The following is a 23197-nucleotide window of genomic DNA, read 5'->3' on the forward strand; positions in this document are numbered from 1 at the left end:
CATTGTTCTTACATGGCACAAGCAGACAAAACAAACTAGGTCATTTGGAAATTGGAGGGGTGGATGCGCTTTATTTAGCAGAGCATTACGGCACGCCTCTTTACGTTTATGATGTGGCTTTAATACGTGAGCGCGCTAAAAGCTTTAAACAGGCTTTCATTGCAGCAGATTTAAAGGCGCAGGTCGCATATGCGAGTAAGGCGTTTTCATCCGTTGCGATGATTCAGCTTGCTGAACAAGAGGGGCTTTCATTGGACGTTGTGTCCGGAGGAGAGCTGTATACGGCCGTTTCAGCGGGGTTTCCGGCGGAGCGTATACATTTTCACGGCAATAATAAAAGCCGGGAAGAATTACAAATGGCGCTGGATCATCAAATCGGATGCATCGTCGTTGATAACTTCTATGAAATTTCTTTACTTGCGGATCTATGCAGCGAGTCAGGGCGCACGATGGATGTGCTTTTGCGGATTACACCGGGGGTAGAGGCTCACACGCATGACTACATTACGACAGGGCAGGAAGATTCCAAATTCGGCTTTGATCTGCATAACGGTCAAATAGAGAAGGCGATCAAACAAGTTTTACAATCAAAACATATCCATCTTCTCGGCGTGCATTGCCATATCGGCTCGCAGATTTTTGATACCGCGGGTTTTGTGCTGGCCGCAGAAAAAATCTTCGCCAAACTGAATGAATGGAGAGCATCATACGGATTTGTCTCCGAGGTGCTGAACTTAGGCGGCGGCTTCGGAATCCGTTATACCGAAGAGGATGAGCCCCTTCATCCCGCTGTTTACGTAGAAAAGATCATAGAAGCCGTAAAAGAAAATGCAGCGCGTTATTCCTTTGACATTCCGGAAATCTGGATTGAACCGGGACGCTCGCTTGTCGGTGACGCGGGAACAACGCTGTATTCCATCGGGTCTCAAAAAGAAGTGCCCGGCACCCGTAAATATGCGGCGGTTGACGGCGGCATGAGTGACAATATCCGTCCGGCGCTTTATCAGGCCAAATATGAAGCCATTTCGGCAAACAGAATCGGGGAAAACCATGACACAACGGTTTCGATCGCGGGAAAATGCTGTGAAAGCGGAGATATGCTCATATGGGATATTGACCTTCCAGAAGTGAAGGAAGGTGACCTTCTCGCTGTTTTCTGTACGGGAGCATACGGTTACAGTATGGCCAACAACTACAACCGCATTCCGCGTCCGGCTGTCGTATTTGTGGAGGACGGCGAAGCGCATCTTGTCATTAAAAGAGAAACCTACGAAGACATTGTGAAATTAGACTTACCGTTTAAAACGGGAGTCAAACAGTAAAATACAAAAAAGAGACCGGGACGTTTCAGTCCGGTCTCTTTTTTCAGCTTCAGCCGTTTGACCCTGATTGGCTGCCGCCTGTAAATACAGACACAATCGCATTCCAAATGGTAGCGAAGAAATCTATGACTTTCTGAATAAAGCTTTTACCTTCATCCGATTGAATGAACTTTGTAATTTTATCCTTTGCCTTATCGAGCTGATCACCGACTTGGCCCCAGTCAATCTTGGCATTTTTCATTTTATTAAACAATGAAACAAGCTGGTTTTTTTGAGCGTCGGTCAATGTGATGTTCAGGTTCGAAGCCGCGTCATCGACTTTCTTCTCAATACCGGCTTTCGTATCCGGCACACCGTTTTTCGCAAAATCCTCTTTAATGTTTGCGATAAGCGCTGAGGCGTTTTTATCCCCGATTTTATCTCCGAGATCTGAAGTCGTCACAAGCTCCTGGTTTGCAACCTGTTTAACATCTTCAGAAATAGCCTTGTCAGATGAAACCTCATATGCCTTAATGATGCCCGTTAACGCTGCGGTTCCTGACACTTCAAACGGAGCCGTCACATATACTTTCGCATCTTTTACCCCCGCTGTCATCAGGGCGTTTAAGTACATTTCATCCGTAATGGAATCAATATTATGTGTCTTAACATCAAGACCCGAGCCTTTCTTTGCCACCGTGATGGATGATGAAGAAATCGCTCTTGTGCCGATTTGCGCCTTAGATATATATTTTCCTAGATATTCATGTTCTTCTTTATTTGTGACGGTTACTTTCGTCGCGTTATCTGGCACATTTAATTCGTCAAGCACCTTTTGACGGTCTGTGCTTGATAGGTCTGCCCCAAGCGTGACGATGACATCTCCGACAGCGGCATCGGCAAGGCTGATTTTCGGTATTGTAAACAATACGACGGCCGCCGCCAGCATTCCAATCCACATTTTTTTCAAAGCGGTTAACCTCCTTCTTTTCACAAACGCCGTCTTAAGGCGGTTCGTGAGGGACTGCATAAGACAGTTCCGATACATAGACGGCTGTGAAGCTGTTCTGGTTTCATTTTCTTTCTTTGAAGCGGGGAGATTCGTTTTCCGGCTGAAGGTGTGGTATAATAGCCGCGAAAAGAAGAGCAAACGCTTCTTCCTTCAAGAGAATATCAAAAAGAAGGCCGGCTTACAATTGAAATTCAATTGCGGGAGGCTTTGACAAAACAATAAGGAAGTAGGAATGAGAATGAAAACTGGTTACATAGTAATGGAAAACGGCAGCAGAATTGAATTTGAACTTTATCCGAATGAAGCGCCAAACACGGTTGCCAACTTTGAAGAGCTGGCAAACACGGGATTTTATGACGGCGTGATTTTCCACCGCGTCATTCCGGGCTTTGTAAGCCAAGGCGGAGACCCGACCGGGACAGGCATGGGAGGAAGCGGAAAAACAATCAAATGTGAAACGGAAGGCAACCCGCACAAGCACGAAGCCGGTTCTTTATCAATGGCGCACGCCGGTAAAGACACAGGCTCAAGCCAATTCTTTATCGTGCATGAGCCGCAGCCGCATTTAAACGGTGTTCACACTGTTTTCGGAAAAGTAACAAGCGGATTAGAGCATGCGAAAAACATGTCTAACGGCGATAAAATGAAAGAAGTCCGTGTAGAAGGTTAATGAGAGAAAAGCCCGCCCTATAAAGGCGGGCTTTTTTTTGTACATGATAAATCTCATATGGAAAAGTGAAAATATACATATATGAACAGCCGTGATCCTTCTGGTATAGTGATAAAGACGGACAAAAAAGAAAAGAGGTAGAAACTTTGGTTCAATTGGCAATAGCTCTATTTGTCATCATATGTATTGCACTTATTATTTGGTTCAGAGCAAAAAAGGGAAACCGGCCTATTAGAGGCGGAGGCTTCGGCATCATCTCGCCGCTTATTATAATCGCGATTGTTTTCTCCTTCAGCATCAGCCAGCTCATGAATATACCGGGAAAGCCATTTCATTTTCCCGCTTATTGGGAGCTCGCCATCGCCGGCCTGTTAGGAGCGCTTTTTGGCGCCGTCATGCTGTCGCAAACCGCATATGAAGTTCGTGAAGACGGGTTTGTCTATTCGAAACGGAATAAAAACTTTAAATATGTCATTATATCGATCATTGCAATCCGTATCGTGTTAAGCCAATATTTTAAAAACATTGATGCGGCTGAATTTACGGTATTAACAATGGAGCTGGCATTTGTGTACCTATGCATTTGGCGGATCGGAAGCTTTGTGAAATTCAGGAAAATCAGCAAAACCGGATTGTGAAAAAAGAAAAAAATGGATAACTCCGCGGCGCCTTATTTGCCTTCTGTACAGGGATTCATGGTAAAATAAAAAAGACCATGGCTAATGGGAGGAAATCAGTTGAAATCAGAAAAAGAAAAAACTTCTAAAAAAAGCGTCCTGCTGGATTGGGCAAAAGCCATCATCATCGCTGTCATCCTGGCAGTGCTCATCCGCAACTTTTTATTTGCTCCTTATGTCGTTGACGGTGAATCAATGGATCCGACCCTGCATGACCGCGAGCGGATTTTTGTCAATATGACGGTCAAATACATAAGCGAGTTTAAACGGGGTCAAATCGTTGTCTTGAACGGGGAGAATGAGCACTACGTAAAACGCATTATCGGACTTCCGGGCGACACGGTGCAAATGAAAAACGACCAGCTGTACATTAACGGAAAAAAAGTGTCAGAACCTTATTTGGCGGTTAATAAGAAAAAAGCGAAGCAAGAGGGCTTTGACCGATTAACGGATGACTTCGGTCCTGTGAAGGTGCCGGATGATAAGTATTTCGTGATGGGTGATAACCGCAGAGAATCTATGGACAGCCGCAACGGGCTGGGGCTTTTCACGAAAAAACAAATTGCCGGCACAGCAAAATTCGTCTTCTTCCCGTTTAACGAAATACGCCGGACGAAGTAACACACCTAGCAGTTTTCTTTATAAGAAAACTGCTTTTTTTATAAATGTTCGTCCCCACCCTCAAAAACAGAACATAAATTCGTATATCTATAAAATAGATAGAAAGTTTTACAGATAGATGAAACATATTCCCTTTACGGAACGTTATATGAATAACTCTTTATGGAACAACGGTTTTCTATTCATGAAAAAAGGAATATTACATAATAATGAATAGATTGATATACGCTGGAGGTTAAAAAATGGGAAGAATAAAAACAAAGTTAACCATTTTAGTTGTGCTTTTGCTTTTACTGGCGGGCGGCTTCATGGTGATTAACGATATTGAGCTGAAAGACGTGCCGACTGCAATCGGACAAACCCTGTCCCAGGAAAAAGAAGAATATACGACGAAAACATACAAAATTACGAAAATCGACGGTTCTGAATATCACGGTACGGCAGCAAACGGAACAAAAATCATTTTTAACGGTGAAAAGCTGCAGCAAGATCTTTCTGATATTAAAGAAGGAGATAAAATCAAGGCCTATTTCAGTAAATCCAACCGGATTGACGGTTTGCTGAAGGTCGTCAAAATAAATGAATAACGAGCGGCGCCTCTTATGTAAAAAGGGCGCTTTTTGTTTTTTTCTAAAAATTTTAAGTGTTTATTCATTGCGCCTTCTGTAAAGGATCGTTATAATAGCGACTAAGGACAAAAAAATATTGATTGTATCCTTCGGGGCTGGGTGAAAATCCCGACCGGCGGTAATAAGGCGCTATGCGCTTTACAGCCCGTGACCCGTATGCATTCGCATACGGTGGATTCAGTGAAAAGCTGAAGCCGACAGTGAAAGTCTGGATGGGAGAAGGATGAGAGAAGCTATGCAAAAATGAACACGTTGCATAGTCTTATTTCCTATGGTTAAAAAATGGCGAGGCCCCGAACTGTGTAAACATTCGGGGCTTTTTTGACGCCAAATTGCGTAAAGAAGGGAGGGATAAAGAAATGGAAGAATACTATATGAATACGGCGATAGAGCTTGCCAAACGGGGCGAAGGACAGACACAGTCCAATCCGCTTGTCGGTGCGGTTGTCGTCAAGGACGGACATATTGTCGGAATGGGCGCTCATTTAAAATACGGAGAGGCCCATGCGGAGGTCCACGCTATCAGAATGGCCGGTGAGCATGCCAAGGGTGCTGATATCTACGTAACGCTTGAGCCGTGCAGCCATTACGGAAAAACGCCGCCGTGCGCCGAACTGATCATAGAGTCAGGAGTAAAAAGGGCATTTATCGCCATGAAAGATCCCAACCCGCTTGTTGCGGGGAAAGGCATCAGTATGTTAGAAGCGGCGGGCATTGAAGTGACAACAGGTATTCTAAAGCATCAGGCAGAAGAGCTTAATAAGATGTTCCTTCACTTCATGCGGACGGGACTTCCGTACGTTACATTAAAAGCAGCCGCAAGCCTTGACGGGAAAACTGCGACCCAAACGGGCGACAGCAAATGGATTACATCAGAGGCGGCCAGGCTTGATGCCCAGCAATACAGGAAATCGCATCAAAGCATTCTTGTCGGCGCAGGCACTGTCAAAGCCGATAATCCGAGCTTAACCTGCAGGCTTCCTGATACGCCGAAGCAGCCTGTCAGAGTCATTCTTGACACAAAACTGACTATTCCTGAAACGGCAAACGTCATCTCTGACCGAGCTGCGCCGACATGGATTTTTACGGCGAACGGTGCTGACGAGCAGAAGAAAAATCGGATTGCCGCTCTCGGAATCAAAATATTTTCGCTTGAAACAGACCGGATTCACATTCCAGAGGTACTCGGCATTCTGGCTGAAAACGGCATTATGTCGGTATATGTGGAAGGCGGAGCATCCGTACACGGAAGTTTTGTCAAGGAAGGCTGTTTTCAAGAGCTTCATTTTTATTTTGCCCCTAAACTGATCGGAGGAACGCTTGCTCCCAGCTTAATCTCCGGTGAAGGTTTTCAATCAATGAAAGATGTCCCCCATTTACAATTCACACAAATTACCCAAATCGGACCGGATATTAAATTGACGGCCAAACCTCAAGATGAAAAGGATGGTGACGATGTTTACAGGAATCGTTGAAGAAACAGGCACGATCCAAACAATGAAAAAGACAGGCCTTTCCATGGCTTTAACCATTGCGGCTTCAAAAGTGACAAAAGATGTGAAGCTTGGCGACAGCATCGCCGTCAACGGCATTTGCCTGACCGTAACCGATTTTACGAACGCTCAATTTACGGTTGATGTCATGCCGGAAACAGTAAAAGCGACATCGCTGAACGGCTTATCAAAAGGAAGTAAAGTCAACTTGGAAAGAGCAATGTCTGCAAACGGGCGTTTCGGCGGCCATTTTGTTTCAGGCCACGTGGACGGAACGGCGGAGATTACGCGGATAGAGAAAAAAAGCAACGCCGTATATTACGATTTGAAACTGTCATCCGAATTAACGAAAACGCTTGTATTAAAAGGCTCTATTACGGTGGACGGCGTCAGCTTAACGATTTTCGGTTTAACGGACGAAAGCGTAACGGTATCGGTCATCCCGCATACGATCTCAGAAACGATTTTTCAGACGAAAACCGTCGGCTCTATCGTAAATATTGAGTGTGACATGATCGGGAAATACTTATATTGCTTTTTGCACAAAACAGATCAAAACAAGAGCAATCAAACTATCACAGAAGCCTTTTTAAGCGAGAACGGCTTTTAGAGAGGAAGATCGATATGTTTCATCCGATAGAAGAGGCGTTAGAAGCGCTGAAAAAAGGTGAAGTCATCATCGTTGTCGATGATGAAGACAGAGAAAACGAGGGAGATTTCGTAGCGCTTGCTGAACATGCCACGCCTGAAGTGGTGAATTTTATGGCAACACACGGGAGAGGCCTGATCTGCACACCGCTTTGTGAAGACATCGCAGGCCGGCTGGACCTTCATCCGATGGTGGATCATAATACCGATTCCCATCAGACCGCTTTTACGGTAAGCATTGACCATAGGCTGACAAAAACGGGAATCAGCGCACAAGAACGTTCTTTTACCATTCAGGCGCTGCTTGATGAAGGATCTGTGTCTGCTGATTTTCAGCGGCCTGGACATATTTTTCCGTTAATTGCAAAAAAAGGCGGCGTCCTGAAGAGGGCAGGCCACACGGAAGCGGCGGTTGACCTTGCGGAAGCCTGCGGATCGCAAGGAGCCGGAGTCATCTGTGAAATTATGAATGAAGACGGAACGATGGCCAGAGTTCCCGAATTAGCTGAAATCGCTAAACGGCATCAGCTGAAAATGATTACGATAAAAGACTTAATAGAGTACCGCTACAACATCACAACGCTCGTCAACAGAGAAGTTGACATTACGCTTCCGACTGACTTCGGAACTTTCCGCGTTTACGGATACACAAACGAAGTTGATGGAAAAGAACATCTCGCCTTTGTGATGGGGGATGTGCCGTTTAATGAGGAGCCTGTTCTGGTCAGAGTGCATTCAGAATGCCTGACGGGCGACGTGTTTGCTTCCCACCGCTGTGATTGCGGACCTCAGCTGCACGCAGCACTTGCGCAAATTGCTGAAGAAGGCAGGGGTGTCTTATTGTATTTGCGCCAGGAAGGGAGAGGTATCGGCTTAATTAACAAATTAAAAGCGTATCAATTGCAGGAACAAGGATATGACACGGTTGAAGCCAATGAAGCGCTCGGCTTTTTGCCTGATTTGCGCAATTACGGCATCGGCGCTCAAATACTCCGTGATTTAGGGGTTCAGAATATGAATCTTCTGACCAATAACCCCCGTAAAATCGCAGGCCTTGAAGGATACGGCCTCAGCATTTCCGAGCGGGTCCCCCTTCAAATGGAAGCAAAAGAGCATAACAAACAATATTTGCAAACCAAAATGGAAAAACTCGGACACCTGCTTCATTTCTAAAAACAAAACACACAAAAAGGATGGATATCATATGAATATTATACAAGGAAACCTAGTTGGAACAGGACTCAAAATCGGAATCGTCGTCGGCAGATTTAATGAATTTATTACAAGCAAGCTGTTAAGCGGTGCGGAAGATACATTGCTTCGCCACGGCGTAGAGTCAGGCAATATCGACGTTGCCTGGGTGCCGGGAGCATTTGAAATTCCGTTTGCAGCGAAAAAAATGGCGGAAACGAAAAAATACGATGCCATCATTACACTCGGCACCGTCATCAGAGGAGCGACAACGCATTACGACTATGTCTGCAACGAAGCCGCGAAAGGAATTGCGCAGGCGGGAAACACGACGGGCGTGCCGGTTATTTTCGGCATCGTGACAACGGAAACCATTGAACAAGCCATCGAGCGCGCCGGTACGAAGGCGGGAAATAAGGGAGCGGATTGCGCAGTATCCGCCATTGAAATGGTAAATTTAAACCGTTCATTTGAATAATTTGTTGAAAAGAGTTTAAAACCGCGGCGAAAATGATATAATGTGAGAAAACGGATCACCTTTATTTATCCGTTTGATAGACATGAATGGACATTTTGGATACAGAGGGGTTTTTATGTTAATTCGTTATAAAAAATCGTTTGAAAAGATTGCGATGGGTCTTCTGTCATTTATGCCGAATGAAAAAGATCTCAAGCAGCTTCAGCAGACAATGAAGGACTATGAAACGGATACTGGCCGCCAGCTCTTTCTTTGGAAAGAGGATGAAGATATCGTCGGAGCGATCGGAATCGAAAAAAAAGATTCTGAAGTTGAAATCCGCCATATCAGCGTGAATCCTTCTCACCGCCATCAAGGAATCGGAAAACAAATGATGGACGCCTTAAAACGTTTATTTAAAACAGAGGCGATCGTTCCAAATGAATTAACGCAAAGCTTTTTTGAACGCTGTCAACATCAAACAGATCAAGATATCTCATATAATAACTAAGGAAGGCAAAAGCGCCTTCCTGTGGCAAAGCCCGAAACGGCAATCCTGTTTCGGGCTTTGGTTTTGTATACGAAAAGAGGCTTGCGGTCAGCCTCTGTTTTTTTTTCTTCTCTCGATTTGCCGCTTGCGTTCCATGATGACATCCGTCCTGTCCCGCAGACGATGCTTATTGATAAGAAAGGTATCAGTTAATATGCTGTTTTGCCCCCACGTATATCCTTTCCGGCGGCATTCTGCGAGACATGCCTCCTTCAGGCTTTCGTCGATAATCGGCAGCATGACGCTTTTGTACGGTGAGCCTGCTTTTATATCGTCTGACAGCGATTCAATCAGCTCAATCAGCCGCGGATAACTCAGTCCGAGAGAACAGACAGCCTGTTCTTCAGACCGCAGAATACGTAGACTGTTGGCTATCAGCCGTTTGGCGCCGGCTTCATTTTGCCTCCGCTGATGGTATAAAGCGACGGCAAGCTGAATCAGCCCGACCCAATAGATGTTCCGCTCCTTAGGCGGACGTTCTTTCCAATATTCCTCTAACAGTTCATGACATTCAAAATAATCTCTTGTTGCGTGAAATTCGGCTAAAAAGCCGATATAAGCTTTTGGATACAAGCCGCTTCCTCCTTTTATGCTAAGCCTAGTGTAACACAGCGCTAATAAAAGGAAAAAAAGAGCGGCTTGATTTCTGCTTCCTGCCGGACTAGCAGATGTAAGACGCTCCTACGACAACGAGCAAAATGAACAGAACGACAATTAATGCAAATCCTCCGCCGAAACAGGTTCCACCCATGTACAATCAGCCTCCCTTTGTTTCATGTTTACACGAGTATCATATGTGTATCCGCCTTTTAAGGTATAGGCGGGTATCTTCTTTTTCAGTATTTTCTAAATAACAGAGCGCATTTATAAAAGTATTGGACGAGAGCATTTTGGTGGATTATACTAAAGGATAGCCAGTTTTTCCGGCAATGAGAGTGATATTGAAAATGGTGAGATAATGGTAGAATATCAAGTGAAAATAGATACGTTTGAAGGCCCATTGGACCTGCTGCTTCATTTAATTAACCGTCTGGAAATCGACATATACGACATACCCGTGGCAACCATTACAGAACAATATTTATTATATGTACATACAATGCAAGTGCTTGAGCTTGACGTAGCCAGCGAATATTTAGTCATGGCGGCGACCCTGCTCAGCATTAAAAGCAGAATGCTGCTTCCGAAACAAGAGGAAGAGCTTTTTGAAGATGAAATGCTTGAAGAAGAAGACCCTCGCGATGAGCTGATTGAAAAGCTGATTGAGTATAGAAAATATAAAAGCGCTGCGAAGGATTTAAAAGAGCGGGAAGAGGAAAGACAAAAATCTTTTACCAAGCCGCCGAGTGATTTAAGTGAGTATGCGAAAGAAATAAAACAGACGGAGCAGAAACTGTCAGTTACCGTCTATGATATGATCGGCGCGTTTCAAAAGGTGCTGCAGCGGAAAAAAATTACGCGGCCGAAAGAAACGACCATTGCAAGACAGGAAATTCCGATTGAAGAGAGAATGAACGAAATCGTAAAAAGCCTTAAGACGGCGGGAAAAAGAATGAACTTTATGGAGCTTTTTCCGTATGAGCAAAAAGACCATCTAGTCGTGACTTTTTTAGCTGTTCTTGAGCTGATGAAAAATCAGCTGATCCTGATTGAGCAGGAAGAAAACTTTTCAGATATATACATTACGGGGAGTGAATCCATTCATGGCGCTTGATATCGTGAATTGGAAGGCAATTGTGGAGGCCCTGCTGTATGCGGCGGGTGATGAAGGGCTGACCAAAAAGCAATTAGTAACGGTGCTTGAAATAGAAGAGGCGGAACTGGCCGGAATAATGGAAGAAGTCGCCGCCCAGTACCGGGAAGAAAACAGAGGCATCGAGCTTACCGAGTATGCGGATACGTATATGCTTTCAACAAAAAAAGAGTTCGTTCCGTATTTGAAAAAATTAATTGAAGTGCCGTCAAAAGGGTTATCGCAGGCTTCGTTAGAAGTTCTGGCGATTGTTTCTTACAGACAGCCGATCACACGGGCGGAAATTGAAGATATCCGGGGAGTGAAATCAGAACGGATTTTGCACAGCCTCGTGTCAAAAGCGCTGCTGTGTGAGGTCGGGCGCGCCGACGGCCCCGGCCGGGCGATTTTATACGGCACGACACCGGTGTTTCTTGAGCAATTCGGCTTGAAAACATTGGACGAACTGCCGCCATTGCCTGAGCATGGGGAGGAAGACGTTCTTCAAGAGGAAGCCGATTTATTTTTTGAAAACTTTAACCAAACTTTTGAGGATATAAAATAATAGCAGTTTTTCATCATACGATAGTAGGGAAAGGCCATTGATGAATGACGCAAGATGCAAAGTACAGGAGAGGAAGGAAACGGACAGAATGGGAAATTCGATTGTGAGGGCCCATACAGAAGAAACAGGAGAATTTTTAGCCAAGGTTGTCACGATGGTCAGCAGATATTTAAACCATACAACATTACCGGATATGCAGGCTTCGGGAGGGGCGGATGAAGCGTATTGTCAGGACGTGCTCAGTGTTTTGAGAAGAATGACCGTCTTTTGCGAAGGTGCTCAGGAGGCCTGCCGCCGGCTCTTAATCCAGGAGCCGTTTCATGAGGCAAGTGCGGAAAAAATGCTGTATAAAGTATATCATCAGTGCGTAGAAGAATTTTTTATGCCGAAAAAAGACACGTGGTATGAAAACAGCCGTGCGGCTTATACAGATCAAAGCGCGATTCAATTTTATCAGCGTGTGCCGGACTCGCTGCGAGGCTTGCTCCTGGCGCTCAGCCGGGATTTTCTGCACATGCGGGAAGAGCTGGCGCAATACGAAGCCTCAGGTTCAAACATCGCTACTGTCAGATAAAAACTCTCCCCATCCGGGAGAGTTTTTTTATGCTGAACGGAACGTAAATGTTAATCATAAGTCATGGACATGCGCATAAACTTGTACAAACCACAACAAGGACGTGAGCATTCATGCGCTTTCCAAAAAAAGCTGTTGTATTCCTTCTGGCTTTTCTTTTTCTTCTTTCCATCATAGACGGCAATACAGCACATGCCCAAATACATGTCAGCGCAAAAAGCGCGATTATCATTGACGGAACATCAGGCAGGGTTTTATTTGCAAAAGATGAACACCATAAACGGCGGATCGCAAGCATTACCAAAATCATGACAGCCGTACTCGCGATTGAATCGGGAAAGATGGAAGAAACCGTCACGATTTCTCCAAATGCCGTGAAAACAGAAGGCTCAGCGATTTACGTGCAGCCGGGACAAAAGGTCAAACTGAAGGACCTTGTCTACGGGCTCATGCTGAGATCGGGAAATGACGCCGCTGCAGCGATTGCTGAGTATGTGGGCGGCAGCCTTGACGGATTTGTATTTATGATGAATCAAAAAGCGGAGCAAATCGGAATGGAAAATACGAAATTCCAAAATCCCCACGGGCTGGACGACCATGAAAATTTATATTCAACCGCTTATGATATGGCGCTTTTGACAAAGTACGCGATGAAAATAAAAGAATATCGGACCGTCTCCGGAACGAAAAGATATAAAGCAGAAACAATGGACAGGGTGTGGAAAAATAAAAATAAGCTGCTGACGGGACTTTATCCTTACAGCACCGGCGGAAAAACGGGCTTTACGAAAATGGCGAGACGGACTTTGGTCTCGACCGCTTCAAAAGACGGCACAGATCTGATCGCGGTCACTATTAATGATCCGGACGATTGGGATGACCATATGAATATGTTTAACTATGTATTTGAACATTATAAAACCTATATCGTCGCCAAAAAAGGAGAAATACCGAAGCTGAAAAACACATTTTACGGGAAACACGCCTTTATCAACCGTGATGTCAGCTATCTATTAAAAGAAGACGAAATCGAAGATGTTAAAATCAGCACTACCTTGATCAAACCGAAAAAAGCCTGGAAAAAGGACGCGTCATTAATTCCTGATGTCGTCGGCCGGATGACCGTCATGCACGACGGGAAAATTATCGCCAAACTGCCGGTCTATTACGAAAATGAACGACATAAAAAACCGAAAAAACACTTCATCGAAACATTTACGAGTCTGTTTATGAGCGCGGCGGGCGGGGCAAAATGGTCAATTTAATCTGGGTCGCCCTGACGGTGATCGGACTTGTATTTGCGATGTATAACGGAACCCTGCCTGATGTGAATGAAGCTGTTTTTAAAGGGGCCAAAGAAGCGGTGACAATCTCATTCGGACTGATGAGCGTCCTCGTTTTCTGGCTTGGACTGATGAAAATAGCCGAGCAGTCGGGGCTTTTGGATATATTCAGCAGGATATGCCGTCCGTTTATTTCGAAGCTCTTTCCTGATATTCCGCCTGACCACCCGGCAATGGGATATATTTTATCCAATTTGATGGCAAACTTTTTCGGATTGGGAAATGCCGCCACCCCGCTTGGCATTAAAGCAATGGAACAAATGAAAAAGCTGAACGAAAACCGGACGGAGGCCAGCCGTTCCATGATTACCTTTTTGGCGGTGAATACGTCAAGCATTACCTTGATACCGACAACCGTAATCGCCGTCCGGATGGCTTATTCGGCAAAGGCGCCGACCGATATCGTCGGACCGACCATTTTGGCGACCTTGATATCAGGAATCGGCGCGATTTTGATCGACCGCTATTTCTTCTATCGCCGCAAAAAGAAGGGGAGGTAAACGAATGGAAGTGGTCAATTGGCTGTCTTTGGCGATGATTCCGATTATTATCGCCGGCATTCTTATTTACGGCACCATTAAAAAAGTTCCGACCTATGAATCGTTCGTTGAAGGCGGAAAGGAAGGAATTGAGATTGCTTTTTCCATTATTCCGTATTTGGTGGGGATGCTTGTTGCCATTACTGTATTCCGGGCATCAGGCGCGCTTGATTTCGTGATGGGAATGTTTAAGCCCGTCTTTACAGCAATCGGCATCCCCGCTGAAGTGGTGCCGCTTGCATTGATCCGTCCGATTTCAGGTACAGCGGCGCTTGGCATGACGACAGATCTCATCGCCGTGTACGGCCCTGATTCATTTATCGGCAGGCTGGCATCGGTCATGCAGGGGTCAACGGACACGACTTTATATGTTCTCACCGTGTACTTCGGAGCAGTCGGAATCAAAAAAATGGGAGATGCGTTAAAGGTAGGTCTTCTCGCCGATTTGATCGGGGTGGTTGCATCAATCATCATTGTTACGTTATTATTTGGAAGCGCCTGAATCAGGCGCTTTTTATATACCAGAATAACTGCTCCTTGAAAAAGCTTGTTTGTTCAGGGGGAAAAAAGTAAGATTATACTTGAGGTGAAAGACATGGAAAGACTGCAAAAAGTTATTGCTCACGCCGGCGTGGCATCACGCAGAAAGGCAGAAGAGCTGATCAAAGAAGGAAAAGTAAAGGTGAATGGAAAAGTAATAACAGAGCTCGGCGTAAAAGTAACCGGCTCTGATCAAATTGAAGTAAACGGATTAAAGGTGGAACGGGAAGAGCCTGTGTACTTTCTTCTCTATAAGCCGAGGGGAGTGATTTCTGCTGCCGAGGACGACAAAGGGCGTAAAGTGGTAACCGACTTTTTCAAGGAAGTTCCCCAGCGCATTTATCCGATCGGCCGTCTTGATTATGATACGAGCGGACTCTTATTGCTGACAAATGACGGCGAGTTTGCCAACAAACTCATGCACCCGAAATACGAAATTGATAAGACGTATGTCGCGAAAGTCAAAGGAATTCCTTCAAAAGAACTTCTTCGAAAACTTGAGCGCGGCATCCAGCTTGAAGAAGGCAAAACAGCGCCGGCCAGGGCGAAGCTGCTTTCTTTGGACAAAAGAAAACAGACAAGCATTATCCAGCTGACCATTCATGAAGGGCGAAACAGACAGGTCCGCCGCATGTTCGAAGCGATCGGCCATGACGTGCTGAAACTTAAACGCGAGGTATACGCGTTTTTAGACTTAAGAGGCCTGCGCACGGGGGATGCAAGAGAGCTGACGCCGCATGAGGTGAAACGTCTGAGAGCATTAGCTGAACACGGTAAAAACGCTTTCTAATTTTCACATAACCTTCAAAAATTACAAAACGTGAAAGTGATATAATTGAATGGATTTGCAAGCAGGGGAGGGGAGCAGTGAACAATGAACAAAAAACGGCGGCGTTTATTCATTCGGACCGGCATCCTTCTCATCTTACTCTGCGCGCTCGGATATACCATTTACAATGCTGTCTATACGAATGGGGAACGTATATCTGAGGGGTCCAAGGCCCCGAATTTCGCGCTGAAAGATACGGAGGGCAAGCTCATAGAGCTGAGTCAATTAAAAGGAAAAGGTGTTTTCCTGAATTTCTGGGGGACGTGGTGCGATCCGTGCAAACAGGAATTTCCCTACATGGCAAACCAATATAAGCATTTTAAAGACCTCGGTGTCGAGGTGGTTGCGGTAAATGTCGGAGAATCAAAAATTGCAGTACATAACTTTATGAAATCATACGGCGTCAATTTCCCGGTTGCGCTCGATAGTGACCGCCAAGTGCTGGACGCATACGGCGTATCGCCGCTGCCGACAACTTTTTTAATCAATCCCGAGGGGAAAATCGTTAAAGTGGTGACCGTCACAATGACAGAGCGCATGGTTCATGACTATATGAATTTAATTAAGCCGGAGGCGTCTTCATGAAAAAGGTCAAATGCGAATGCGGACATATTAATCCCGCCGGGACGGTATTATGTGAATCTTGCGGAAGGCCGCTCGATGATCATCAGGCGCAGCTTGCCGATATGAGGTATGACGGCAGCGCAAGGCGTTCACAAACGTATAATAAAACAATTATTGATAAGATATGGAATTTCTTTTCTTCCGTTAAAGTCGGAATATGGCTGATCGTTATCACACTTGCCGCGTCGGCATTCGGCACCATTTTTCCGCAGGAAGCCTATTTGCCGCCGGGCGCCCAGCCAGATACATACTATGAACAGCAATACGGCACGATCGGCAAAATCTATTATCTTTTAGGCCTTCACCATTTATACGGCTCTTGGTGGTATATGCTTCTGATCGCATCCATCGGTGTTTCTCTCGTCATTTGCAGCCTGGATCGGGTGATTCCCCTTTACAGAGCGCTCAAGAATCAGGGCGTGCGTCGAAATCCGGTCTTTTTAAGAAGGCAGCGTCTGTACAGCCGGACAGAAACCGAGCTGACCGATGACACGGCGGACAGAATCAGAACCCAATTAAAGAAAAAACATTATAGATTGCGAGAAAAAGAGGGAAGCATTCTTGCTGAAAAAGGCCGCTTTTCGAGATGGGGACCTTATGTGAACCATATTGGCCTGATCATTTTTCTTATCGGTGCAATGCTGAGGTTTGTACCCGGAATGTATGTCGATGAAACCCTCTGGGTCCGGGAAGGCGAAACTGCTCCGATTCCCGGCACTGACGGCAAATATTATTTGAAGAATAACCAATTCAGCATGCAGACGTATAACAAAAAAAACGAAGATAAAGTTTTCGCCGACGCCATTGACAGGGCAGGAAACGGCAAGGTCGCCAAAACCTTTAAGACGGATGCCGTTCTTTACAAGAGGGAAGGCGATATTGTATTTGGAGAAAAACCGAAGCTTAAAAGAATAAAAGAAGAAAATATCCGTGTCAATGAACCGCTGCGTTTTGATTCCTTTTCCGTTTATCAAGTGGACTATAAAGAAAACCAGCTGGATCAAATGGTATTTCAGCTGATTGACCAAAAAACAAAACAATCATTTGGGAAGCTGAAGATTAACCTTCTTGATCCTGATACGGACTATGATCTTGGTAACGGTTACAAAGTGCAGATCGCCAGCTATCTTCCTGATTTTTATTTTAACAAGGACGGAGAACCGAGCACAAAAACCAAGGTCCCTAATAATCCGGCTTTTGTCTTTAAGGTGATTGCGCCTGACAAACCGAAAGGGGAGAAAAGCTTTGTTGCGATCCAGCAGACGGTTGAGGGCTCGGGCCATAATAAGTACAAATTAAAATTTGATCATGTCGAAACGAAAAACATTACAGGCCTTACCGTCAGAAAGGATTTAACCTTATGGGTTCTTGCCGTCGGCGGTGCGATCTTTATGATCGGTGTCATTCAAGGCATGTATTGGCAGCACAGAAGAATCTGGCTGCATACAGGAGACGGAGAAGTGCTGGTGGCGGGACATACGAACAAAAACTGGTTCGGTTTGAAAAAGGATATCGAATATGCTCTAAACGGAACAGGGATTTCAGAACCGGCTGATCAAAAAGAACTGACGAAAAATAAGGCCTAGTGAAAAAGGAGTGGTGTCATGGCGGAGCTGAGCGCAAATTTTCTTTATGCTGCCTTTTTGATTTATTTAATCGCCGTCCCTATTTTCGGCGGCGCCATCCGGGGAACTAAAGGCAAAAAGGACGGAAAGGGCCGCTGGGCGGCAATTGGAATCACCTTAACGGTTATCGGATTTCTATGTCATCTCGGCTACTTCATTACGAGATGGGCTGCAAGCGGTCATGCGCCTGTCAGCAATATGTTTGAATTTACCACGTCTTTCGGCATGATGCTTGTCCTTGCTTTTATTATTCTTTACTTTATTTATAAGCTGCCGTCTTTAGGAATGTTTACATTGTCGATTGCGCTGCTGCTTATTGCTTACGCAAGCATGTTTCCGACAGATATTACGCCTCTAATTCCGTCACTGCAGAGCAATTGGCTGTATATTCACGTGACGACAGCGGCACTCGGGCAAGCTATCCTTGCCATCAGCTTTGTCGCCGGGGTTATATTTCTGTTAAAACATGTCGACCAGTCAAAGCCGAGCAAAAAAACGTTTTGGCTTGAAGTCATTATGTTTATCCTCGTGACGGCCGTGGCGTTTATCGCGGTCACATCGGCATTCCGGCTTGCTGATTATAAAGCTGAGTTTAATTGGGTGGATAAAAAACAGAATAAAAGTGTCATGGTATACGATATGCCCGCACTTGTCGGGCCGCATGATGGAGAACTGCTCACAGAAGGCGCGATGAAGCCGGTCATTGAGCTTCCCGCCATTTTTTCAGGCAGAAAAGTAAATACGGTAATTTGGTCGTTTGGTGCGGCGCTTGTGTTATACGGCGCACTCAGGCTGATACTCAGAAAAAGAATCAGCGCATTTATCAGTCCGCTCGTAAAGAATGTGAACCTGGATTTGGTCGATGAAGTCGGCTACCGCGCCGTTTCCATCGGCTTTCCGGTGTTTACTCTCGGCGCCCTCGTGTTTGCGATGATTTGGGCGCAGCTTGCATGGACGCGGTTTTGGGGCTGGGACCCGAAAGAAGTTTGGGCCCTCATCACCTTTTTATTTTACGCCGCTTACTTGCACTTGCGGCTGTCAAGGGGCTGGCATGGCGAGAAATCAGCATGGCTTGCTGTGATCGGATTTGCCATTATTATGTTTAACTTAATTTTTGTGAATCTTGTGCTTGCCGGACTTCATTCGTACGCATAGACCGGAAAGCGATACAGTTCTCAAGCCGCCGCACAGTTTGTTAAAATGATAGTAACAGAAGGAAAGCAGGGGGAAAACGATGGATCAAACAAATGAAACTAAAATATTAGTAGTAGATGATGAAGCCAGAATTCGCCGCCTTTTAAGAATGTACCTTGAACGGGAAAACTACGTGATTGAAGAAGCGGAAAACGGTGATGAAGCCATAAAGATGGGGCTTGCATCAGATTATGATCTCGTGCTGCTTGATTTAATGATGCCGGGAACAGACGGAATAGAAGTCTGCCGCCAGCTCAGAGAAAAAAAAGCGACTCCGATCATTATGCTGACTGCAAAAGGGGAAGAAGCCAACCGCGTGCAGGGGTTTGAAGCCGGAACGGATGACTATATCGTGAAGCCTTTCAGCCCAAGAGAAGTGGTGCTTCGTGTGAAGGCGCTTTTGAGAAGGGCTTCCCAAACGTCATATTTTTCCGCCAATACGCCGACTAAAAATGTGCTTGTTTTTTCTCATCTTTCAATCGATCATGATGCCCACAGAGTTACCGCAGACGGAACGGAAGTGAGCTTGACGCCGAAGGAATACGAGCTTCTGTATTTTTTGGCGAAAACGCCTGATAAGGTCTATGACCGGGAAAAGCTCTTAAAAGAAGTGTGGCAGTACGAATTTTTCGGTGATCTCAGAACGGTGGACACTCATGTAAAACGGCTTCGTGAAAAGTTAAACAAAGTTTCTCCGGGAGCGGCGAAAAAAATCGTCACCGTATGGGGAGTAGGGTACAAATTTGAGGTAGGCGCTGAATGAAGTTTTGGAAAAGCGTAGTAGGAAAGCTTTGGTTTACCATTCTTTCGCTCGTGTTAATCGTATTATTCATTTTAACCGTCCTTTTGCTGGAATTTATAGAAAATTATCACGTCGAAGAAGCGGAAGAAGATTTAACACAGCTTGCCGATAAAGTTGCGGTCATTTTAGAAAACCATGAAGACCAGGCTTTGGCAAGATCCATTACGTGGGAGCTGGCTGACAATCTAACGAGCATTGCGATCATTCAGGATGATAAACATGTTTGGTATTCGCCTAATGATGATAATCATTTATCATCCATTACGTTGTCGCAAATTGAACGTGACCGTGATTTACACAAAGCGCTGAACAGCCATAAAAAAGTCAGCAAACGCGCCGGGCCGAATGACACTGAACGGCTGATCGTCGGAGTGCCGTATGAAAAAGACGGCAAAAAAGGCATGGTCTTTTTATCACAGTCACTGCTTGCTGTAAAAGACACGACTAAACATACGACCCGTTACATCTTTCTTGCCGCGGGTATTGCCATTGTGCTGACGACGTTTTTTGCCTTCTTTTTATCAAGCAGGGTAACGTACCCGCTTCGAAAAATGCGGGAGGGCGCACAGGATCTGGCAAAGGGAAAGTTTGACACGAAAATTCCGATCCTCACTCAAGATGAAATCGGGGAGCTCGCCATTGCTTTTAACCAGATGGGCCGGCAGCTCAATTTTCATATTAATGCCTTGAATCAGGAAAAAGAACAGCTGTCGAACATTTTAAGCAGCATGGCCGACGGGGTCATCACCATTAATATCGACGGCACCATTTTGGTGACCAATCCGCCGGCTGAACGTTTCCTGCAAGCCTGGTATTATGAGCAGAATATGAATATAAAAGAAGATGACAATCTTCCGCCGGAAGCAAAAGAGCTGTTCCAAAATGCCGTCAGCACAGAAAAAGAACAAATGATTGAAATGACACTTCAAGGAAGGTCATGGGTGCTTTTGATGTCGCCACTTTATGCGGAATCACATGTTCGCGGCGCTGTGGCCGTGCTCCGGGATATGACTGAAGAACGCAGGCTTGATAAATTGCGCGAGGATTTCATTGCCAATGTCAGTCATGAACTCAGAACGCCCATCTCTATGCTGCAAGGGTACAGTGAAGCGATAGTGGACGATATTGCAAGCACGGAAGATGACAAAAAAGAGATTGCCCAAATTATATACGATGAATCCCTGCGCATGGGAAGGCTCGTAAATGATTTGCTGGATTTGGCGAGAATGGAATCCGGCCATACGGGGCTTCATTATGAGAAAGTTAATCTGCATGAATTTCTTGAGAAAATCTCCCGCAAATTTTTCGGAGTAGCCAAGGAAAAGGGAGTTGCGCTTACAGAAGATATATCAGTGATGGAACCAGAATGTACGTTTGATGAGGACAAAATGGAGCAAGTCTTTACGAATCTCATTGACAATGCACTGCGCCATACCGAGTCCGGCGGAAGCGTTCATATCGCCGCCCAAACCGTAAAAGACGGTTTGAAGATCGATATCAAGGATTCCGGCACTGGTATTCCGGAGGAGGATCTGCCCTTTATTTTCGAGCGTTTTTATAAAGCGGATAAAGCGCGGACAAGAGGAAGGGCAGGCACGGGGCTTGGTCTTGCCATCGTTAAAAACATCGTGGAAGCCCACGGCGGTTCGATTGCGGTGCACAGCAGAATCGACAAGGGAACGACGTTTACCTTTTATATTCCGACAAAAACGCAAGAGGGCGTCTGAAATTGACGAACAATCTTGTTCCATACGAAACACCCGCATATCCGGCGGGTGTTTTTATTTATTTCTCCCTTAAAAATTTAAGAATATGTTAATATAAATTCCCTTCCAAATTCCAGTTTCTCGTAATATAGTTGTAATGTAACTTTTCAACCCATTTTTACGACAAAAAAGTGAACGGAGGGGCTTCCCATGGAAGAAACCTTTCAGATATTATATGATACATACCATCAAGATTTATACCAGTTTTTGTTTTATATGGTAAAGGATAAGACCCAGGCCGAGGATTTGGCGCAGGAAGTGTATATCCGCGTCTTGAATTCTTATCATACATTCGAAGGAAGAAGCAGTGAAAAAACATGGCTTTTGTCGATTGCGCGCCATGTGGCGATTGACTGGTTTCGCAAGCAGCAAACGATCAGACAGCGTATTATGGGTACATTTGATTGGGATACACAAGATGTCAGAGATCAGCATTTGCTTCCGGACGAACTTGCCGTTCAGCACGAAAATGTCCGGGAAATTTATACTGCGCTTGATCATTGCACCATCGATCAAAGGGCTGTTATTATCTTGAGATTTATTCAGGGTTATTCCATTCAGGAAACAGCCGCCGCTCTCCGCTTCTCGGAAAGCAAAGTCAAAACGACCCAACACAGAGGGCTCAAGGTACTTCGGAAACAGATGGAGCTTTTGAGGGAGGAGCTAATGGATGATGAAGTCATACTGGAACGAAGAAAGAGTAAAGGAGTTGTTAAGACAACTTCCGGCGGTTAGAGACCATCGTTCACCTGAAGCCATTTACCAGAACATTCAAACCGTAAAATACAGGAAAAAACCGGTCCGAACCTGGATTGGCCCCGCCGCAGCCACTGCATACGCATTGTGCATCGCTCTTATGATATCTCCTCATCTGCTGACAAAAAATGAATCCGGCAGCCAGCTTGCTGCTGATGAGCGGCGAACTGTAAAAACCAGTCAGGCAGACCCCGCCAAGCCGGATCAGAAAACATTTGTCGTCTCAAAAAAAGAAAAAAACAAGTACATTACCATGGCGTTTGCGGATTCTAAAACGTCTGCAGTGATCCCCCTCAGTTTTGAAAAGAAGAAGCAGAACGAGTCGGTTCAAGAAGCGCTGACAGAAGGCAGAGACTTAAAAGTACCGGATTCTTTTATGTCTGTTCCGGAACTTTTGGACGGTGTTCAAGTGACGGCGGACGAGAAGGATTTGCTTGTGCAAATAAACCGGCGTGTGGCGATTGAATCCTCAGCAGAAGCAGAATTATTAAAAAAAATGCTGAAAGAAACACTGACATGGAGCCCTTATGAACGAATCAAAGTCACAAACATTCAAAACGGCGCCGGACTGGAGTTCGGAAAATCTTACGGGATATCCACTGAGATTCCCGTACCGAAGAAGAAAAACAGGGCGTATTTTTCTTATCACGACGATCTGGGACAAGAATATCTTATTCCGTCTGAACAAACCTATGATTCTGTAAAGAAGGCCATTGACGGAATGAAAACAGACAGAGGTTCTCATACGGCCGGTGTGATTGACGCTGATTCGATAGCGTCCGTATCTGAAAGTGAAAACCATCAGCGGTTACGGATTCAATTTTCGGGGAAACATGCAGCGGAAGACTCGTTAAAGGGGATTTTGATGATTGAAGGGCTGCTGCTTACCGCGAAGGAATTTGGTTTTTCTGAGGTGCTGTTTGCACATACGCGTGCAAAAAAGATCGGGGAATACGATGTAACAAAGCCGGTTCCCGTGCCCGTTGCGCCTAATCCGATTCCTGTTCAGTAAACATAATAAAAACCCAAAACATTAATGGGACTGACCCCCTAGAATGA

At 45.3% G+C, this 23197-nt stretch carries 27 protein-coding genes and 1 riboswitch; of the genes, 24 read left to right on the forward strand and 3 right to left on the reverse strand.

Annotated features, from left to right (window positions below; translation table 11 throughout):
* Positions 1-2: 2 nt before the first annotated feature.
* Positions 3-1322 carry a diaminopimelate decarboxylase gene (gene lysA / locus J7E26_RS11475; RefSeq protein ID WP_214798860.1) on the forward strand — a complete coding sequence of 440 codons (1320 nt, stop codon included), beginning with the start codon at positions 3-5 and terminating at the stop codon, positions 1320-1322.
* A gap of 49 nt (positions 1323-1371) precedes the next feature.
* Here lysA and J7E26_RS11480 read toward each other — a convergent pair whose 3' ends face one another.
* Positions 1372-2271, reverse strand: coding sequence for a DUF1002 domain-containing protein (locus J7E26_RS11480; protein WP_214798863.1), 900 nt, complete (start codon positions 2269-2271; stop codon positions 1372-1374).
* Between the two features lie 280 nt (positions 2272-2551).
* Here J7E26_RS11480 and J7E26_RS11485 point away from each other — a divergent pair, with 280 nt between their 5' ends.
* The 9 genes from J7E26_RS11485 to J7E26_RS11525 all read left to right on the forward strand — a co-directional run bounded on the left by J7E26_RS11485 (position 2552) and on the right by J7E26_RS11525 (position 9210).
* Entirely contained in the window at positions 2552-2983 is a 432-nt protein-coding gene (locus J7E26_RS11485) for a peptidylprolyl isomerase (RefSeq protein ID WP_061521248.1), read from the forward strand.
* Between the two features lie 146 nt (positions 2984-3129).
* Positions 3130-3621 (forward strand): CcdC protein domain-containing protein, encoded by a 492-nt coding sequence (locus tag J7E26_RS11490; RefSeq protein WP_214798865.1) that lies wholly within the window; start codon positions 3130-3132, stop codon positions 3619-3621.
* An 84-nt stretch (positions 3622-3705) separates the two neighbouring features.
* On the forward strand, positions 3706-4281 hold the full coding sequence (gene lepB / locus J7E26_RS11495) for a signal peptidase I (protein ID WP_214798869.1): 576 nt from the start codon (positions 3706-3708) through the stop codon (positions 4279-4281).
* Positions 4282-4523: 242 nt separating this feature from the next.
* Complete coding sequence (locus tag J7E26_RS11500; protein ID WP_214798871.1) at positions 4524-4868, forward strand: hypothetical protein; 345 nt, start codon at positions 4524-4526, stop codon at positions 4866-4868.
* A 123-nt stretch (positions 4869-4991) separates the two neighbouring features.
* Positions 4992-5138: riboswitch (FMN riboswitch) on the forward strand.
* A 131-nt stretch (positions 5139-5269) separates the two neighbouring features.
* A complete protein-coding gene (ribD, locus tag J7E26_RS11505) occupies positions 5270-6385 on the forward strand; it encodes a bifunctional diaminohydroxyphosphoribosylaminopyrimidine deaminase/5-amino-6-(5-phosphoribosylamino)uracil reductase RibD (protein ID WP_214798875.1) in 1116 nt (371 codons plus the stop codon).
* A complete protein-coding gene (ribE, locus tag J7E26_RS11510; RefSeq protein ID WP_214798878.1) occupies positions 6366-7013 on the forward strand; it encodes a riboflavin synthase in 648 nt (215 codons plus the stop codon). Before ribD ends, ribE begins: the two co-directional genes overlap by 20 nt.
* Positions 7014-7027: 14 nt before the next feature.
* Positions 7028-8224, forward strand: a complete 1197-nt coding sequence (locus J7E26_RS11515) for a bifunctional 3,4-dihydroxy-2-butanone-4-phosphate synthase/GTP cyclohydrolase II (RefSeq protein WP_214798881.1) — start codon at positions 7028-7030, stop codon at positions 8222-8224.
* Between the two features lie 31 nt (positions 8225-8255).
* Positions 8256-8720 (forward strand): 6,7-dimethyl-8-ribityllumazine synthase, encoded by a 465-nt coding sequence (gene ribH, locus J7E26_RS11520; RefSeq protein ID WP_214798883.1) that lies wholly within the window; start codon positions 8256-8258, stop codon positions 8718-8720.
* 115 nt (positions 8721-8835) lie between these two features.
* On the forward strand, positions 8836-9210 hold the full coding sequence (locus tag J7E26_RS11525) for a GNAT family N-acetyltransferase (RefSeq protein ID WP_214798887.1): 375 nt from the start codon (positions 8836-8838) through the stop codon (positions 9208-9210).
* An 87-nt stretch (positions 9211-9297) separates the two neighbouring features.
* On the opposite strand, the gene J7E26_RS11530 is transcribed toward J7E26_RS11525, so the two are convergent.
* Both J7E26_RS11530 and J7E26_RS11535 read right to left on the reverse strand, forming a co-directional pair.
* Positions 9298-9822 (reverse strand): DUF309 domain-containing protein, encoded by a 525-nt coding sequence (locus J7E26_RS11530; RefSeq protein ID WP_214798890.1) that lies wholly within the window; start codon positions 9820-9822, stop codon positions 9298-9300.
* Positions 9823-9910: 88 nt separating this feature from the next.
* The gene (locus tag J7E26_RS11535) at positions 9911-10000 is read right to left on the reverse strand and encodes a YjcZ family sporulation protein (RefSeq protein ID WP_214798893.1); all 90 of its coding nucleotides are present in this window, start codon (positions 9998-10000) and stop codon (positions 9911-9913) included.
* A 207-nt stretch (positions 10001-10207) separates the two neighbouring features.
* Between J7E26_RS11535 and J7E26_RS11540 the strand changes: the two genes are divergently transcribed.
* From J7E26_RS11540 to J7E26_RS11605, 14 genes are all read left to right on the forward strand, one after another.
* Positions 10208-10963 (forward strand): segregation/condensation protein A, encoded by a 756-nt coding sequence (locus tag J7E26_RS11540; protein ID WP_214798896.1) that lies wholly within the window; start codon positions 10208-10210, stop codon positions 10961-10963.
* Positions 10953-11546 (forward strand): SMC-Scp complex subunit ScpB, encoded by a 594-nt coding sequence (scpB, locus tag J7E26_RS11545; RefSeq protein ID WP_214798898.1) that lies wholly within the window; start codon positions 10953-10955, stop codon positions 11544-11546. Before J7E26_RS11540 ends, scpB begins: the two co-directional genes overlap by 11 nt.
* A gap of 40 nt (positions 11547-11586) precedes the next feature.
* Positions 11587-12120 (forward strand): DUF3907 family protein, encoded by a 534-nt coding sequence (locus tag J7E26_RS11550; RefSeq protein WP_251034467.1) that lies wholly within the window; start codon positions 11587-11589, stop codon positions 12118-12120.
* Positions 12121-12233: 113 nt separating this feature from the next.
* Positions 12234-13385 (forward strand): D-alanyl-D-alanine carboxypeptidase family protein, encoded by a 1152-nt coding sequence (locus J7E26_RS11555; protein WP_214798900.1) that lies wholly within the window; start codon positions 12234-12236, stop codon positions 13383-13385.
* A complete protein-coding gene (locus tag J7E26_RS11560; RefSeq protein ID WP_214798902.1) occupies positions 13373-13963 on the forward strand; it encodes a nucleoside recognition domain-containing protein in 591 nt (196 codons plus the stop codon). The genes J7E26_RS11555 and J7E26_RS11560 overlap by 13 nt, the downstream gene beginning before the upstream one ends.
* A gap of 4 nt (positions 13964-13967) precedes the next feature.
* Positions 13968-14504 carry a spore maturation protein gene (gene spmB / locus J7E26_RS11565; RefSeq protein WP_214798905.1) on the forward strand — a complete coding sequence of 179 codons (537 nt, stop codon included), beginning with the start codon at positions 13968-13970 and terminating at the stop codon, positions 14502-14504.
* Positions 14505-14597: 93 nt separating this feature from the next.
* Positions 14598-15332 carry a 23S rRNA pseudouridine(2605) synthase RluB gene (rluB, locus tag J7E26_RS11570; protein WP_214798908.1) on the forward strand — a complete coding sequence of 245 codons (735 nt, stop codon included), beginning with the start codon at positions 14598-14600 and terminating at the stop codon, positions 15330-15332.
* A gap of 84 nt (positions 15333-15416) precedes the next feature.
* Positions 15417-15956 (forward strand): thiol-disulfide oxidoreductase ResA, encoded by a 540-nt coding sequence (resA, locus tag J7E26_RS11575; RefSeq protein WP_214798911.1) that lies wholly within the window; start codon positions 15417-15419, stop codon positions 15954-15956.
* The gene (gene resB, locus J7E26_RS11580; RefSeq protein ID WP_214798914.1) at positions 15953-17581 is read left to right on the forward strand and encodes a cytochrome c biogenesis protein ResB; all 1629 of its coding nucleotides are present in this window, start codon (positions 15953-15955) and stop codon (positions 17579-17581) included. The genes resA and resB overlap by 4 nt, the downstream gene beginning before the upstream one ends.
* A gap of 18 nt (positions 17582-17599) precedes the next feature.
* Positions 17600-18775: a c-type cytochrome biogenesis protein CcsB gene (ccsB, locus tag J7E26_RS11585; RefSeq protein WP_214813312.1), complete on the forward strand. Its 1176-nt coding sequence runs from the start codon at positions 17600-17602 to the stop codon at positions 18773-18775.
* A gap of 79 nt (positions 18776-18854) precedes the next feature.
* A complete protein-coding gene (gene resD / locus J7E26_RS11590; protein WP_214798921.1) occupies positions 18855-19577 on the forward strand; it encodes a response regulator transcription factor in 723 nt (240 codons plus the stop codon).
* Positions 19574-21343 (forward strand): ATP-binding protein, encoded by a 1770-nt coding sequence (locus J7E26_RS11595; protein ID WP_214798924.1) that lies wholly within the window; start codon positions 19574-19576, stop codon positions 21341-21343. Before resD ends, J7E26_RS11595 begins: the two co-directional genes overlap by 4 nt.
* A gap of 189 nt (positions 21344-21532) precedes the next feature.
* Positions 21533-22117: an RNA polymerase sigma factor SigX gene (gene sigX / locus J7E26_RS11600; protein WP_214798927.1), complete on the forward strand. Its 585-nt coding sequence runs from the start codon at positions 21533-21535 to the stop codon at positions 22115-22117.
* Positions 22053-23150, forward strand: a complete 1098-nt coding sequence (locus tag J7E26_RS11605; protein ID WP_251034468.1) for a sugar dehydratase — start codon at positions 22053-22055, stop codon at positions 23148-23150. Before sigX ends, J7E26_RS11605 begins: the two co-directional genes overlap by 65 nt.
* Positions 23151-23197: the final 47 nt, after the last annotated feature.

The sequence above is a fragment of the Bacillus sp. ISL-51 genome, from assembly GCF_018613535.1.
GTDB lineage: Bacteria > Bacillota > Bacilli > Bacillales > Bacillaceae > Bacillus.